Source organism: Pseudomonas sp. ITEM 17296 (genome assembly GCF_028895205.1).
Classification (GTDB): Bacteria; Pseudomonadota; Gammaproteobacteria; order Pseudomonadales; family Pseudomonadaceae; genus Aquipseudomonas; species Aquipseudomonas kermanshahensis.
In genome coordinates this window covers 38639-54345 of the sequence record NZ_WJRS01000003.1, presented here as the reverse complement: position 1 = coordinate 54345, position 15707 = coordinate 38639, and the positions used below count along the sequence as shown (strand labels likewise).

The following is a 15707-nucleotide window of genomic DNA, read 5'->3' as shown; positions in this document are numbered from 1 at the left end:
CAGATGGCAAATGGCCTACGCTGTGCTTGTCTGGGTTGATTCGAGCCTTATCTGCTCTGTGACAGGGACTCCATGAAGGGACATCGCACTCTAGAAGCGCCGAAGCTGCTGGGTATCATCTGGCCCTTCATTGCCGTCGTGATCTTCCAGGCGGCATTGGCCGGTCTCAGCCTCTATACGCTATCGGCGGTACGCGCCTATGTCGCGGGCGAGAGCTTGTGGTCCAAGGCTCAGAAAGACGCCATCTACTACCTCAACCTGTACGCCGACAACCGCGACGAAAGCACTTACCAGCGCTATCGCCAGGCCATCACCGTGCCCCATGGCGATCACCAGTTGCGTGAAGTGCTCGACCAGCCCAATCCGGACTTGAACGCCGCGCGCGATGCCGTGTTGCAGGGGGGCAACCACCCCGACGACGTCGAACGCATCATCTGGTTCTATCGCAACTTCCGCAGCATCAGCTACATGCAGACGGCCATCGATTATTGGGACATCGGCGACCGCTACCTGGGCCAGTTGGATGTGCTGGCGGACGAGATGCGCACAGGCTTTGCCGGTGGCCCGGTCGATGCCGGCACGATCAGCGACTGGAAGGCCCGCATCGTCGCCATCAACGAAGGTGTGACGCCGGCCGCCAGGGCTTTCAGCGATGCCCTGGGCGAGGGTTCGCGCATGCTGCTGCAGGTGCTGCTGATCACCAACCTGCTGACTGCCTTGTTCCTCATTACCATTGCCTGGCGCCGCTCCAGCAAGTTGCTGGCCCAGCGCCAGGCGTTCGCCAGTGCCCTGCAGGCCGAAAAGGAGCGGGCGCAGATCACCCTGCAGGCGATTGGCGATGCGGTCATCACCACCGATGTCGATGGCTATATCGGCTACATGAACCCGGCGGCCGAGCAACTTACCCACTGGCAGGCCGGCCAAGCCCAAGGGCTGCCACTTTCGGCGCTGTTCAGCCTGGTGGACGAGCAGGCCGAAGAAGACGGCCGCAGCCTGGTCGAGCAGGTGCTCAGCGGTAGCCTGAAGGGCGGCGCCGAGCATGCCCGGTTGATCCAGCGCCTGGACGGCAGCACCGTGTCGATCAACCTGGTGGGCTCGCCCATTGTCAATGACGGGCAGGTCAGCGGCATCGTGCTGGTGCTGCACGACATGACCCAGGAGCGCCAGTACATCGCCAACCTGTCCTGGCAAGCGACCCATGACGCCTTGACCGGCCTGGCCAACCGCCGCGAGTTCGAATACCGCCTGGAGCAGGCGCTCAACGGCCTGGCACGTCAGGCTGGGCGGCATTCACTGATGTTCCTCGACCTCGACCAGTTCAAGCTGGTCAACGACACCTGTGGCCACGCGGCGGGCGACGAGTTGCTGCGCCATATTTGCGCCGTATTGCAGTCGGGGCTGCGCGAAGGGGACACCCTGGCCAGGCTGGGTGGCGATGAGTTCGGCGTGCTGCTGGAAAACTGCCCGCCGGACCAGGCCGAGCGAATTGCCGAGCAACTGCGCCAGATGGTCCAGAGCCTGCACTTTGTGTGGAAGGGGCGCCCGTTCGTCACCACCGTGAGCATTGGCCTGGTGAACATGGCGCAGGCCCCCGGTACCCTGGAGGCCTCGCTGCGCGCCGCCGACATGGCCTGCTACATGGCCAAGGAAAAGGGCCGCAACCGGGTGCAGGTGTACCACGCCGACGACAGCGAGCTGTCCATGCGCTTTGGTGAGATGGCCTGGATCCAGCGTTTGCACGTGGCCCTGGAAGAAAACCGCTTCTGCCTGTACGCCCAGGAAATCGCCGCGCTGAAGACCATCGAAGGCCCTGGCCATATCGAGATTCTGCTGCGCCTGCACGATGAGAGCGGGCGCACCATCCTGCCCAGCAGCTTCATCCCCGCCGCCGAGCGCTATGGCCTGATGACCGCCCTTGATCGCTGGGTGGTGCGCAATGTGTTCCAGGTGATTCGCCAGTGCCTGGACGAAGGGCGCGAAGGGCCGTTGTCCATGTGCGCGATCAACCTGTCGGGGTCGAGCATTGGCGACGACAACTTCCTCGAGTACTTGCAGCGCTTGTTCGTCGAGTACGCCATCCCGCCACGCATGATCTGCTTCGAGATCACCGAAACCAGCGCCATTGCCAACCTCGGCAGTGCTATTCGTTTCATCAACGAACTGAAAGGGCTGGGGTGCAGGTTCTCGCTAGACGACTTCTGTGCCGGCATGTCGTCGTTCGCCTATTTGAAGCATTTGCCTGTGGATTTCCTCAAGATCGACGGCAGTTTCGTCAAGGACATGCTCGACGACCCGGTCAACCGGGCCATGGTCGAGGTCATCAACCACATCGGCCATGTCATGGGTAAGCGGACCATCGCCGAGTTTGTCGAAACCCCCTTGATCGAACAGGCCCTGCAGGAAATTGGCGTGGATTACGCCCAGGGCTACCTGATCGAACGGCCCCAGGTGTTCACCTGTGACAGCCTGCAGCGCCAACGGATCGCCGCACGGCCTCTGTTGCAGCGGGCACCTGGCACGTTTCGTTAGCTAGACAGCGGCTTTCGCTGACACAACACGTCCGAAAAATCACAAGGAACAAGGAGCTGAAAGTGATTGATGCATTCGTTCGTATCGGGCCATTGATGGACCCCGCCAGTTACCCTCAATGGGCCCAGCAACTGATTGAAGAGTGCCGCGAAAGTAAGCGCCGGGTGGTCGAGCATGAGTTTTACCAGCGCCTGCGTGATGGCCAGCTGAAGCCTTCGACCATCCGCCAGTACCTGATCGGCGGCTGGCCAGTGGTCGAGCAGTTCTCCCTGTACATGGCTCATAACCTGACCAAGACCCGTTATGGCCGCCACCCCGGCGAAGACATGGCGCGGCGCTGGTTGATGCGCAACATCCGCGTCGAGCTCAACCATGCCGACTACTGGGTGCACTGGTGCCATGCCCATGGGGTTCACCTGCATGACCTGCAGGCCCAGGAGGTGCCGCCCGAGTTGAATGGGCTCAATGACTGGTGCTGGCGGGTGTGTGCTACCGAAAACCTGGCGATTTCCATGGCGGCGACCAACTACGCCATCGAAGGCGCGACGGGGGAATGGTCGGCGGTGGTGTGCGCCAATGACACCTACGCCCAAGGCTTCCCGGAGGAGCAGCGCAAGCGCGCCATGAAATGGTTGAAGATGCATGCGCAGTACGACGATGCACACCCGTGGGAGGCGCTGGAAATCATCTGTACCTTGGCGGGGGAGAACCCGACGCTGGGGTTGCGTACCGAATTGCGCCGGGCGATCTGCAAGAGTTACGACTGCATGTACCTGTTCCTGGAGCGCTGCATGCAGCTGGAAGGGCGTCAGCAGGGGCGGGTGCGGCCGGCGTTGGCGGCGGGTTGATGGCCCCCTGTACTGGCCCTATCGCCGGCAAGCCGGCTCCCACAGAATTTCACCAAGCCAGAAGGCAATGAAACCCCTGTGGGAGCCGGCTTGCCGGCGATAGGGCCAGTACAGGCCACCCAAAATCACTGGGCGTTGAACGCCTGCCCATTCACCCCAGTGCTGTCTGGCCCCATCAGGTACAGGTACACCGGCATGATCTCTTCAGGCAGCGGGTTGTTCTGCGGGTTTTCGCTCGGGTAAGCCTGGGCCCGCATCGCCGTGCGTGTGGCGCCTGGGTTGATGCTGTTGGAGCGCACCGGCGCAACCCCTTCCAGTTCGTCGGCCAAGGTCTGCATCAGGCCTTCGGTGGCGAACTTCGACACCCCGTAAGCGCCCCAGTAGGCCCGGCCTTTGCGCCCGACGCTGCTGGAGGTGAACACCACCGAGGCGTCCTCCGACAGCTTGAGCAGCGGCAGCAGGGTGCTGGTGAGCATGAAGGTGGCATCGACGTTGATGTGCATCACGCGCATGAAGTTGTCACCCGACAACTGCTCCAGTGGCGTGCGCGGGCCGATGATCGAGGCGTTGTTGAGCAGGCCATCCAGGCGCCCGAACTGGTCTTCGATCATGACCGCCAGCTCGTCGTACTGGTGGGGCAGGGCGGTTTCCAGGTTGAACGGGATCACCACCGGTTGTGGGTGCCCGGCGGCCTCGATCTGGTCGTAGACCTCGTTGAGGTTGGCCTCGGTCTTGCCCAGCAGCAGCACGGTGGCACCGAGCGCGGCGTAGGCCTTGGCGGCGGCGGCACCGATGCCGCGGCCGGCTCCGGTGACCAGGATGACCCGGCCTTGCAGCAGGTCGGGGCGGGCGGTGTAGTCGAACATTGTGTGGTCCTTCGAGTTCGTTGGCGCGGCACCTTACCCTGTGGGAGCGGGTTTACCCGCGAATGCGTCAGGTCAGGCAATCAAGCTGCCTGGTCCGGCCCTTTCGCGGGTAAACCCGCTCCCACAGGGACAAGGTAGGGGCTTGGAGTGAGGCTCAGCAGCCGCACAGCGCGCTGTCGATCACCTTGCGCAGTTCCAGCGGGTGGTCCACCACCACGTCGGCACCCCAGTTGTTCGGGTTGTCCTCTGGATGAATATAGCCGTAGCGCACCGCCGCGGTGCGGGTGCCGGCATCGCGGCCAGACTCGATGTCGCGCAGGTCGTCGCCGACGAACAGCACGCTGGCCGGGTCCAGGTTCAAGGTTTTGCAGGCCAGGATCAGCGGCTCGGGGTCGGGCTTGCTGTTTTTCACGTGGTCCGGGCAGATCAGCAGCGCCGAGCGCTCGGCCAGGCCCAGGCGCTGCATGATCGGCTCGGCAAAACGTACCGGCTTGTTGGTGACCACGCCCCACAGCAGGTTGCCTTTCTCGATGTCGGCCAGCAGCTCGGCCATGCCGTCGAACAGCTTGCTGTGCACCGCACAGTCGCGCTGGTAGCGCTCGAGAAACTCCAGGCGCAGGGCCTCGAAGCCTTCAGCTTCCGGGTCCATGGCGAAGGTGGTGGCGACCATGGCACGGGCACCGCCGGAAATCACCCCGCGAATCAGGTTGTCGTCCACGGCCGGCAAGCCGCGCTCGGCGAGCATGGCCTGGCAGATGGCGATGAAGTCCGGCGCCGTGTCGAGCAGGGTGCCGTCCATGTCGAAGAGTACTGCTCGCAAACGCATGCTCATTCCTCGCGCAGGGTCTGGATCATGTAGTTGACGTCCACGTCGTTGCAAAGCTTGTAGTGCTTGGTCAACGGGTTGTAGGTCAGGCCGATGATGTCCTTGACTTCAAGGCCGGCAACACGGCTCCAGGCGCCCAGTTCGGACGGGCGGATGAACTTCTTGAAGTCGTGGGTGCCGCGCGGCAGCATCTTCAGGATGTACTCGGCGCCGACGATGGCCAGCAGGTAGGCCTTGGGGTTGCGGTTGATGGTGGAGAAGAACACCTGGCCGCCAGGCTTGACCATGCGGTAGCAGGCGCGAATCACCGACGACGGGTCGGGGACGTGCTCGAGCATTTCCAGGCAGGTGACCACGTCGAACTGCCCAGGCATCTCTTCGGCCAGTGCTTCGGCGGTGATCTGCCGGTATTCAACTTCGACGCCGGACTCCAGTTGGTGCAACTGGGCCACCGCCAGCGGGGCCTCGCCCATGTCGATGCCGGTTACCGAGGCGCCACGCAGGGCCATGGATTCGCTGAGAATGCCGCCGCCGCAGCCCACGTCCAGCACTTTCTTGCCAGCCAGGCCGACCCGCTCGTCGATCCAGTTGACGCGCAACGGGTTGATTTCATGCAGCGGCTTGAACTCGCTTTCACGGTCCCACCAGCGGTGGGCCAAGGCTTCGAACTTGGCAATTTCGGCGTGGTCGACGTTGCTCATTTAAGAGTCCTCTGAAACTTCGCTAAATTGGGCCGGAGTATACCCGAGCGCTCAAGGCCGAGGGTCGCTATAATCGCCGGCTTTTGACATCCGAACGACGGGGAGAGGCGATGCGCGAGCGACTTTTGGCGGCGGAGAAGGTGACCGCGATCCGCTGGGAAGGCGGCGTTCTGCATCTGCTCGACCAGCGCCAGCTGCCCGCGCAGGAGGTCTGGCTGGCCTGCGACAATGTCGCGCAGGTGGTGAACGCGATCCGTGACATGGCGGTGCGCGGTGCGTCGGCCATCGGCATTGCCGCGGCCTACGGCCTGGTCCTCGCCCTGGAAGAGCGCCTGGCCGAGGGCGGCGACTGGGAGCAGTACCTGGAAGAAGACTTCCTCAGCCTGGCCGAGGCGCGCCCGACTGCCGCCAACCTGTTCTGGGCGCTGAACCGCATGCGCGAGCGCCTGCAGCGCTTGCGCCCGGAAGAAGACGTGCTGGCCGCGCTGCAAGCTGAGGCGGTAGCGATTCATGAAAGTGACCGTGAAGCCAACCTGACCATGGCCCAGTACGGCATTGAACTGATTCGCCGCCATCAGGGCAACGCCCAGACCCTGCTCACCTACGGCAATGCCGGCGCCCTGGCCAGTGGCGGTTTTGGCACCGCGCTGGGGGTGATTCGCGCGGGTTACCTGGAGGGCATGGTTGAGCGGGTGTATGCCGGCGAAACCCGCCCCTGGCTGCAAGGCTCGCGCCTGACCGCCTGGGAGTTGGCCAACGAGAGCATTCCGGTGACGTTGTGCGCCGATTCGGCCCTGGCCCACCTGATGAAGAGCAAGGGCATCACCTGGGTTGTGGTCGGTGCCGACTGCATCGCGGCCAATGGCGATGTGGCCAGCAAGATCGGCACCTACCAGCTCGCGGTCAGTGCCATGCACCACGGCGTGCGCTTCATGGTCGTGGCGCCGAGCACCAGCATCGACCTGAACCTGGCCACCGGCGAGGACATCCCGCTTGAAGAGCGCGATGCAGACGAGCTGCTGGATTACGCCGGCACCCGCGTGGCGCCGCAGGTGGAGGTGTTCAACCCTGTGTTCGACGTGACCCCGGCCGACCTGATCGACGTGATCGTGACCGAGAAGGGCATCGTCGAACGCCCGGATGCCGCCAAGCTGGCTCAGTTGATGTGCCGCAAGCGTTTGCACTGAGGGGTGTGGCTGCACATTTCTCTGTAGGAGCAGCCTTGTGCTGCGAAGAGGCCAGTACCGGCGCCGGCTATTTCTGCTGTCTGCGCCGGCCTCTTCGCAGCGCAAGGCTGCTCCTGCATGAGCCTTGCACAACCTGTAGTGTCAGGGCCTGCCACATCTCCCCACCCGCACTGCCTTTGTGATAACATCCGGCAGTTTCCAAGACCGCCCATCACGGCGGCCAAATTTGCGCAGATCCATGGCACAACTCATTGATTTGTCGTAAGTCGTCGCAGCACTGCGCGTCGCGACGGCGAGCTTCGTTCGGCCCTTGATGGCGCTGCGAAGTTTCACCAGAAAAAGGAATCAGGCTTCTCATGGGCGAACTGGCCAAAGAAATCCTCCCGGTCAATATCGAAGACGAACTGAGACAGTCTTACCTCGACTACGCGATGAGCGTGATTGTCGGGCGAGCGCTGCCCGATGCGCGTGACGGCTTGAAGCCCGTGCATCGTCGCGTTCTCTTTGCGATGAGCGAACTGGGCAACGACTGGAACAAACCGTACAAGAAGTCCGCCCGTGTGGTCGGTGACGTGATCGGTAAGTACCACCCGCACGGCGACACTGCGGTCTACGACACCATCGTGCGTATGGCCCAGCCGTTCTCGCTGCGTTACCTGCTGGTCGACGGCCAGGGCAACTTCGGTTCGGTCGACGGCGACAACGCCGCGGCCATGCGATACACCGAAGTGCGCATGGCCAAGCTGGCGCACGAGCTGCTGGCCGACCTGCACAAAGAAACCGTCGACTGGGTGCCCAACTACGACGGCACCGAGCAGATCCCGGCAGTCATGCCGACCCGTATTCCCAACCTGCTGGTCAACGGTTCCAGCGGTATCGCCGTAGGCATGGCGACCAACATCCCGCCGCACAACCTCGGCGAGGTCATCGACGGCTGCCTGGCGCTGATCGACAACCCGGATGTCACCATCGATGAGCTGATGCAGTTCATCCCTGGCCCAGACTTCCCGACTGCCGGCATCATCAACGGCCGCCAGGGCATCATCGAGGCCTACCGCACCGGCCGTGGCCGCATTTACATGCGTGCCCGTTCCGAAGTCGAAGACATCGACAAGGTCGGTGGCCGCCAGCAGATCGTCGTCACCGAGCTGCCGTACCAGCTGAACAAGGCGCGTCTGATCGAGAAGATCGCCGAGCTGGTCAAAGAGAAGAAGATCGAAGGCATTACCGAGCTGCGTGACGAGTCCGACAAGGACGGCATGCGCATCGTCATCGAGCTGCGTCGCGGCGAGGTGCCGGAGGTGGTGCTCAACAACCTCTACCAGCAGACCCAGCTGCAGAGCGTGTTCGGCATCAACGTCGTGGCCCTGATCGACGGCCGCCCGCGTCTGCTCAACCTCAAGGACCTGCTCGAAGCGTTCGTCCGCCACCGCCGTGAAGTGGTGACGCGCCGTACCGTGTTCGAGCTGCGCAAGGCCCGTGAGCGTGGCCACATCCTTGAAGGCCAGGCGGTCGCGCTGTCCAACATCGACCCGGTCATCGCCCTGATCAAGGCCTCGCCGACGCCGTCGGAAGCCAAGGAAGCGTTGATTTCCACTGCCTGGGAATCCAGCGCCGTGCAGGTCATGGTCGAGCGCGCCGGCGCCGATTCCTGCCGCCCTGAAGACCTCCCGGAGCAGTTCGGCCTGCGCGAGGGCAAGTACTACCTGTCGCCGGAACAGGCCCAGGCGATTCTTGACCTGCGTCTGCACCGCCTGACCGGCCTGGAGCACGAGAAGCTGCTGGCCGAGTACCAGGAAATCCTCGAGCAGATTGGCGAACTGATCCGCATCCTCAGCAGCGCCGAGCGCCTGATGGAAGTGATCCGCGAAGAACTCGAAGCCATCCGCGCCGAATACGGCGATGCGCGCCGCACCGAGATCCTCAACGCCAGCCACGACCTCAACTACGGCGACATGATCCCGGAAGAAGAGCGCGTGGTGACCATCTCCCACGGTGGCTATGCCAAGACCCAGCCACTGTCCGCCTACCAGGCCCAGCGCCGTGGCGGCAAGGGCAAGTCGGCGACCGGCGTGAAGGACGAGGACTACATCGAGCACCTGTTGGTCGCCAACAGCCACGCCACCCTGTTGCTGTTCTCCAGCAAGGGCAAGGTGTACTGGAAGAAGACCTACGAGATCCCTGAAGCGTCCCGCGCTGCCCGTGGCCGTCCGCTGGTCAACCTGCTGCCGCTGGAAGAGGGTGAGCGCATCACTGCGATGCTGCAGATCGACCTCGAGGCCCTGCAGCAAAGCGCCGACCTGGACGAAGAGCTGGACGAGGCCGATGACACCGTGCTCGAAGGTGAGCTGGTAGAGGCCGAGGAAGTCGACGAAGAAGACGGCGACACCCCGGAATGGTCTGCTGAGCCGACCGGTGCCTATATCTTCATGGCCACCGCTTCCGGTACCGTCAAGAAGACCCCGCTGGCCCAGTTTGCCCGCCCACGCACCAGCGGCCTGATCGCCCTGAAGCTGAAAGAAGGCGACACCTTGATTGCCGCGGCCATCACCGACGGTGCCAAGGAAGTCATGATGTTCTCCGACGCCGGCAAGGTGATCCGCTTCGCTGAGAGCGTGGTGCGCGAAATGGGCCGTACCGCCCGTGGTGTGCGCGGCATGAAGCTGGGCAAAGGGCAGCAGATCATTTCGATGCTGATCCCTGAGTCCGGTGCGCAGATCCTCACCGCGTCCGAGCGTGGCTACGGCAAGCGTACGCCGCTGTCCAAGTTCCCGCGTCGCGGCCGTGGTGGCCAGGGCGTGATCGCCATGGGTACCAAGGGGCGCAACGGTCTGTTGATCGGCGCTATCCAGGTTCAGGAAGGCGAAGAGATCATGCTCATCTCCGACCAGGGCACCTTGGTGCGCACGCGGGTTGGTGAAGTGTCCAGCCTGAGCCGTAACACCCAGGGTGTGACGTTGATCAAGCTGGCGGCTGACGAAACGCTGGTGGGCCTGGAGCGGATCCAGGAGCCTTCCGAAGAAGAGCTCGACGAACTGGTCGAGGCGGATGCGCAAGGCGAAGCGCCGGAGGCTGTCGATGACGACAGCGCGGGCGCCGAAGAGGCACCGCAAGAGTAAGCAAGCGCAACAACCCGAGCGGGGCGACCAAGGTCGCCCCGTTTGACTGATTACAGCAGGCAACGCTGGAGGCGTTTTTTGTAGGAGCGGCCTTGTGTCGCGAAAGGGCTGCAAGGCAGCCCCCAGTATTTCAGCGACGCTGCAAAAAGCTGGGGGCCGCTTTGCGGCCCTTTCGCGACGCAAGGCCGCTCCTACAAAGAGCGGTGCGCGGCGTGCGAGAAACGATTTTGTTCTATTTGGCAGAGCGAGAGTGGATGTGAGCAAACGAGCCTTTAACTTCTGCGCAGGCCCTGCTGCGCTTCCTGACGCTGTCCTGCAGCGCGCCCAGGCCGAAATGCTGGACTGGCGCGGCAAGGGCTTGTCGGTGATGGAAATGAGCCATCGCAGCGACGATTACGTGGCCATCGCCGAGAAGGCCGAGCAGGACCTGCGTGACCTGCTGTCCGTCCCCTCGAACTACAAGGTCCTGTTCCTGCAGGGCGGTGCCAGCCAGCAGTTCGCCGAGATCCCGCTGAACCTGCTGCCGGAAAACGGTACTGCCGACTACGTCGAAACCGGTATCTGGTCGAAGAAGGCCATCGAGGAAGGGCGCCGTTTCGGCAACATCAATGTCGCCGCCAGCGCCAAGCCTTACGACTACCTCGCCATCCCAGGCCAGAACGACTGGAACCTGACCAAGAACGCTGCCTATGTCCACTATGCGTCCAACGAGACCATCGGTGGCCTGCAGTTCGACTGGGTGCCAGAGACCGGTGACGTTCCGCTGGTGGTCGACATGTCGTCCGATATCCTCTCTCGCCCGATCGACGTCTCGCAATACGGCCTGATCTACGCCGGCGCGCAGAAAAACATCGGCCCGAGCGGCCTGGTGGTGGTGATCGTGCGCGAAGACCTGCTGGGCCACGCCCGCAGCAGCTGCCCGACCATGCTCGACTACAAGGTGTCGGCCGACAACGGCTCGATGTACAACACCCCGGCCACCTATTCCTGGTACCTCTCGGGCCTGGTGTTCGAGTGGCTCAAGGAGCAGGGTGGCGTCGAGGCCATGGAGCAGCGCAACCGCGCCAAGAAAGACCGCTTGTACGGCTTCATCGACGCCAGCGACTTCTACACCAACCCGATCAGCGTCAACGCCCGTTCGTGGATGAACGTGCCGTTCCGCCTGGCCGATGAGCGCCTGGACAAGGCCTTCCTGGCCGGCGCCGACGCCCGTGGCCTGCTCAACCTCAAGGGCCATCGCTCGGTCGGCGGCATGCGTGCCTCGATCTACAACGCCCTGGGCCTGGAAGCGGTTGAAGCGCTGGTTGGCTACATGGCTGAATTCGAGAAGGAGCACGGCTGATGTCCGAACACGAGCTCAAGGCGCTGCGCGTGCGCATCGACAGCCTCGACGAGAAGATCCTCGAGCTGATCAGCGAGCGCGCCCGTTGCGCCCAGGAAGTGGCGCGGGTCAAGACCGCCTCGCTCGCCGAAGGTGAAAAGCCGGTGTTCTACCGCCCCGAGCGTGAGGCTGCGGTACTGAAACGGGTCATGGAGCGCAACAAGGGGCCGCTGGGCAACGAAGAGATGGCGCGGCTGTTCCGCGAAATCATGTCGTCCTGCCTGGCCCTGGAAGAGCCGCTGAAAATCGCCTACCTGGGCCCTGAAGGTACCTTCACCCAGGCAGCGGCGATGAAGCACTTCGGCCATGCCGTGATCAGCCGCCCGATGGCGGCCATTGACGAAGTGTTCCGCGAAGTGGCGGCCGGTGCTGTCAACTTCGGCGTGGTGCCGGTGGAAAACTCCACCGAGGGCGCGGTCAGCCACACCCTGGACAGCTTCCTTGAGCACGACATGGTGATTTGCGGTGAAGTCGAGCTGCGCATCCACCACCACCTGCTGGTGGGCGAGAGCACCAAGACCGACAGCATCACCCGCATCTACTCCCACGCCCAATCGCTGGCCCAGTGCCGCAAGTGGCTGGACGCGCACTACCCGAACGTGGAGCGCGTGGCAGTTTCGAGCAACGCCGAAGCGGCCAAGCGGGTCAAGGGTGAGTGGAATTCGGCAGCGATCGCCGGTGATATGGCGGCGAACCTGTACGGCCTGACCCGCCTGGCCGAAAAGATCGAAGACCGTCCGGACAACTCGACGCGCTTCCTGATGATCGGTAACCAGGAAGTACCGCCGACTGGCGACGACAAGACCTCGATCATCGTCTCGATGAGCAACAAGCCGGGGGCCTTGCACGAGCTGCTGGTGCCGTTCCACGAGAACGGTATCGACCTGACCCGCATCGAGACCCGCCCGTCGCGCAGCGGCAAGTGGACGTACGTGTTCTTCATCGACTTCGTCGGCCACCACCGCGACCCGTTGATCAAGGCAGTGCTGGAGGCGATCAGCCAAGAGGCTGTGGGGCTGAAGGTGCTGGGGTCTTATCCGAAGGCGGTGCTGTAAATGAGCTTGTCGGGGCCGCTTTGCGCCCCATCGCGACGCAAGGCCGCTCCTGCAGGGCCTGCGTGATACCTGTAGGAGCGGCCTTGTGTCGCGATGGGCTGCGAAGCGGCCCCCTGCGGTCTCACAGACTGTCTTGATTTCTGAACAGGGTTCGCACTCGTGGTAAATGCAGTAACAACCAAACCCGCACCGCTCATCGGTCGCCTTGTCGTCGTAGGCCTGGGCCTGATCGGCGGCTCCTTCGCCAAGGGCCTGCGCGAAAGCGGCCTGTGCCGCGAAGTGGTCGGCGTCGACCTGGATGCCCCCTCGCGCAAGCAGGCCGTGGCCCTAGGTGTGGTCGACCGCTGTGAAGAAGACCTCGCCGCAGCCTGTGTCGGTGCCGATGTCATCCAGCTGGCCGTGCCGATCCTGGCCATGGAAAAGCTGCTGGCACGCCTGGCACAGCTCGACCTGGGCGCTGCCGTGATCACCGATGTCGGCAGCGCCAAGGGCAATGTGGTGCGCGCCGCCCGTGAAGTCCTGGGTGAGCGCCTGTCGCGCTTCGTCCCCGGCCACCCGATTGCCGGTTCCGAGCAGAGCGGGGTAGAGGCCTCCAACGCCGCCCTGTTCCGTCGCCACAAGGTCATCCTCACGCCGCTGCCGGACACCGACCCCGCCGCCCTGGCCACGGTAGACCGCCTGTGGCGCGCATTGGATGCCGATGTCGAGCACATGCCGGTCGAGCGCCATGACGAAGTCCTGGCCGCCACCAGCCATCTGCCGCACTTGCTGGCCTTCGGCCTGGTCGATTCGCTGGCCAAGCGCAATGAAAACCTCGAGATCTTCCGGTACGCTGCGGGAGGCTTCCGCGATTTCACGAGAATCGCCGGCAGCGACCCGACCATGTGGCACGACATCTTTCTCGCCAACCGCGAAGCCGTCCTGCGCACGCTTGATACATATCGCAGCGATCTCGACGCCTTGCGCGACGCGATCGATGCAGGGGACGGGCACCAGCTGCTGGGTGTATTCACCCGCGCACGCGTTGCCCGCGAGCATTTCAGTAAAATCCTGGCCCGCCGGGCCTATGTGGACGCTATGAACGCCAACGATCTGATTTTCCTGGCCCAACCGGGTGGCCGCCTGACCGGGCGAATCCGCGTACCGGGCGACAAGTCGATTTCTCACCGCTCGATCATGCTCGGCTCGCTGGCCGAAGGCACGACCGAGGTCGAAGGGTTCCTCGAAGGTGAGGATGCGCTGGCGACCTTGCAAGCCTTCCGTGACATGGGGGTGGTCATCGAAGGCCCGAACCAGGGTCGCGTAACCATCCATGGGGTCGGCCTGCACGGCCTCAAGCCGCCACCTGGGCCGATCTACGTGGGTAACTCCGGCACCTCGATGCGCCTGCTCTCTGGCCTGTTGGCCGGTCAGCCGTTCGACGTGACCATGACCGGTGATGCCTCGCTGTCCAAGCGCCCGATGAACCGCGTCGCCAACCCGCTGCGCGAAATGGGCGCAGTGGTCGAGACTGGCCCTGAAGGCCGTCCGCCACTCACCATCCGTGGTGGCAACAAGCTCAAGGCGCTGACCTACACGCTGCCGATGGCCAGTGCCCAGGTCAAATCGTGCCTGCTGCTGGCTGGTCTGTATGCCGAAGGCAAGACCACGGTCACCGAACCTGCACCGACCCGTGACCACACCGAGCGCATGCTGCGCGGCTTTGGTTACGCAGTCGAGTCCAATGGCCCGGTGGCTTCGCTGCAGTCTGGCGGCAAGCTGACGGCTACCCGCATCGAAGTGCCTGCCGATATTTCGTCGGCGGCGTTCTTCCTGGTCGCGGCCTCGATCGCTCAAGGCTCGGAGCTGGTGCTCGAGCATGTCGGCATCAACCCGACCCGTACCGGCGTGATCGACATTCTGCGCCTGATGGGCGGCGACATCACCCTGGAAAACCAGCGTGAAGTGGGTGGCGAGCCGGTGGCCGACCTGCGTGTGCGCGGTGCTCAGCTCAAGGGTATCGACATCCCTGAGAACCTGGTGCCGCTGGCCATCGACGAGTTCCCGGTGCTGTTCGTTGCCGCCGCCTGTGCAGAAGGGCGCACCGTGCTGCGTGGCGCCGAAGAGCTGCGGGTCAAGGAATCCGACCGCATCCAGGTCATGGCCGATGGCCTGATCAGCCTGGGCGTGAAGTGCGAACCGACCCCGGACGGCATCATCATCGACGGCGGCCCGATCGGCGGCGGCGAAGTGCACGGCCACGGTGACCACCGTATCGCCATGGCCTTCAGCGTTGCCTCGCTGCGTGCCACTGCGCCGATTCGCATCCATGATTGCGCTAACGTCGCCACCTCGTTCCCCAACTTCCTGGCGCTGTGTGCCGAAGTCGGTATCCGCGTGGCTGAAGAGGGCAAGTCGTGAATTCGCAAGCAACAGTCATCACCATCGACGGGCCAAGCGGCTCGGGCAAGGGCACGGTCGCCGGTCTGCTGGCTCGCGAGCTGGGCTGGCGCCTGCTGGACTCCGGGGCGCTGTACCGTTTGCTGGCGTTCAATGCCAACAATCACGGCGTCGACCTGACCAACGAAGAGCTGCTCAAGCAACTTGCCGCCCATCTGGATGTGCAGTTCATCGCGGCCGAGCCCGGTAAGCTGCAACAGATCATCCTTGAGGGTGAGGACGTCAGCAGTGTCATCCGCACCGAAACCGTCGGCGCAGGCGCCTCGATGGTAGCCTCGCTGCCTGCCGTGCGGGACGCGTTGCTGTTGCGTCAGCGTGCATTCCGCGAGGCTCCGGGCCTGATCGCCGATGGTCGCGACATGGGTACCGTGGTGTTCCCGGACGCGCCCTTGAAGATTTTCCTGACCGCCAGCGCGGAGGAACGGGCACGTCGTCGTTACCTGCAGTTGAAGGGCAAAGGCGAAGATGTTAGTCTGTCGAGTCTGCTGGATGAGATTCGTGCACGTGATGAGCGTGACACCCAACGTGCAGTGGCCCCGCTGAAACCAGCGGCCGATGCCATTCAGTTGGACTCTACCGAGTTGTCCATCGAGCAGGTGTTGCAACGTATCAGGAGTGAGATCGCGCTTCGCGACCTTCACTGATAGCCAGGAGAGCAGGCAGGTGCACCAGTCAACGTCCTGTCGGCTTTCCTTTAAATAACGAAACCCACATTGTCTGGAATGTGGCGATGGGCGTCTGTTTCGCCCGAATCTA

11 protein-coding genes are annotated in these 15707 nt (G+C 63.5%); 8 read left to right on the top strand and 3 right to left on the bottom strand.

Annotation, left to right across the window (positions count from 1 at the left end; genetic code table 11):
• Positions 1–72 precede the first annotated feature (72 nt).
• Both GIB19_RS04655 and GIB19_RS04650 read left to right on the top strand, forming a co-directional pair.
• Positions 73–2529 (top strand): EAL domain-containing protein, encoded by a 2457-nt coding sequence (locus GIB19_RS04655; RefSeq protein WP_099428552.1) that lies wholly within the window; start codon positions 73–75, stop codon positions 2527–2529.
• A gap of 62 nt (positions 2530–2591) precedes the next feature.
• Positions 2592–3377, top strand: coding sequence for a TenA family transcriptional regulator (locus tag GIB19_RS04650; RefSeq protein ID WP_027595943.1), 786 nt, complete (start codon positions 2592–2594; stop codon positions 3375–3377).
• A 125-nt stretch (positions 3378–3502) separates the two neighbouring features.
• Here GIB19_RS04650 and GIB19_RS04645 read toward each other — a convergent pair whose 3' ends face one another.
• From GIB19_RS04645 to ubiG, 3 genes are all read right to left on the bottom strand, one after another.
• Positions 3503–4243 (bottom strand): YciK family oxidoreductase, encoded by a 741-nt coding sequence (locus tag GIB19_RS04645; RefSeq protein WP_027595944.1) that lies wholly within the window; start codon positions 4241–4243, stop codon positions 3503–3505.
• A 154-nt stretch (positions 4244–4397) separates the two neighbouring features.
• On the bottom strand, positions 4398–5069 hold the full coding sequence (gene mupP, locus GIB19_RS04640; RefSeq protein ID WP_027595945.1) for an N-acetylmuramic acid 6-phosphate phosphatase MupP: 672 nt from the start codon (positions 5067–5069) through the stop codon (positions 4398–4400).
• Positions 5070–5071: 2 nt separating this feature from the next.
• Positions 5072–5770 carry a bifunctional 2-polyprenyl-6-hydroxyphenol methylase/3-demethylubiquinol 3-O-methyltransferase UbiG gene (ubiG, locus tag GIB19_RS04635; RefSeq protein ID WP_027595946.1) on the bottom strand — a complete coding sequence of 233 codons (699 nt, stop codon included), beginning with the start codon at positions 5768–5770 and terminating at the stop codon, positions 5072–5074.
• Between the two features lie 110 nt (positions 5771–5880).
• Here ubiG and mtnA point away from each other — a divergent pair, with 110 nt between their 5' ends.
• The 6 genes from mtnA (at position 5881) to cmk (ending at position 15595) form a co-directional block, all read left to right on the top strand.
• Positions 5881–6957: an S-methyl-5-thioribose-1-phosphate isomerase gene (gene mtnA / locus GIB19_RS04630; RefSeq protein WP_274883927.1), complete on the top strand. Its 1077-nt coding sequence runs from the start codon at positions 5881–5883 to the stop codon at positions 6955–6957.
• Between the two features lie 356 nt (positions 6958–7313).
• Entirely contained in the window at positions 7314–10076 is a 2763-nt protein-coding gene (gene gyrA / locus GIB19_RS04625) for a DNA gyrase subunit A (protein WP_027595948.1), read from the top strand.
• Positions 10077–10332: 256 nt separating this feature from the next.
• Complete coding sequence (gene serC / locus GIB19_RS04620; protein WP_027595949.1) at positions 10333–11418, top strand: 3-phosphoserine/phosphohydroxythreonine transaminase; 1086 nt, start codon at positions 10333–10335, stop codon at positions 11416–11418.
• Positions 11418–12512 (top strand): prephenate dehydratase, encoded by a 1095-nt coding sequence (gene pheA / locus GIB19_RS04615; protein WP_027595950.1) that lies wholly within the window; start codon positions 11418–11420, stop codon positions 12510–12512. Before serC ends, pheA begins: the two co-directional genes overlap by 1 nt.
• Before the next feature lie 159 nt (positions 12513–12671).
• Positions 12672–14912, top strand: coding sequence for a bifunctional prephenate dehydrogenase/3-phosphoshikimate 1-carboxyvinyltransferase (locus tag GIB19_RS04610; RefSeq protein ID WP_274883922.1), 2241 nt, complete (start codon positions 12672–12674; stop codon positions 14910–14912).
• A complete protein-coding gene (cmk, locus tag GIB19_RS04605) occupies positions 14909–15595 on the top strand; it encodes a (d)CMP kinase (RefSeq protein ID WP_027595952.1) in 687 nt (228 codons plus the stop codon). Before GIB19_RS04610 ends, cmk begins: the two co-directional genes overlap by 4 nt.
• Positions 15596–15707 lie beyond the last annotated feature (112 nt).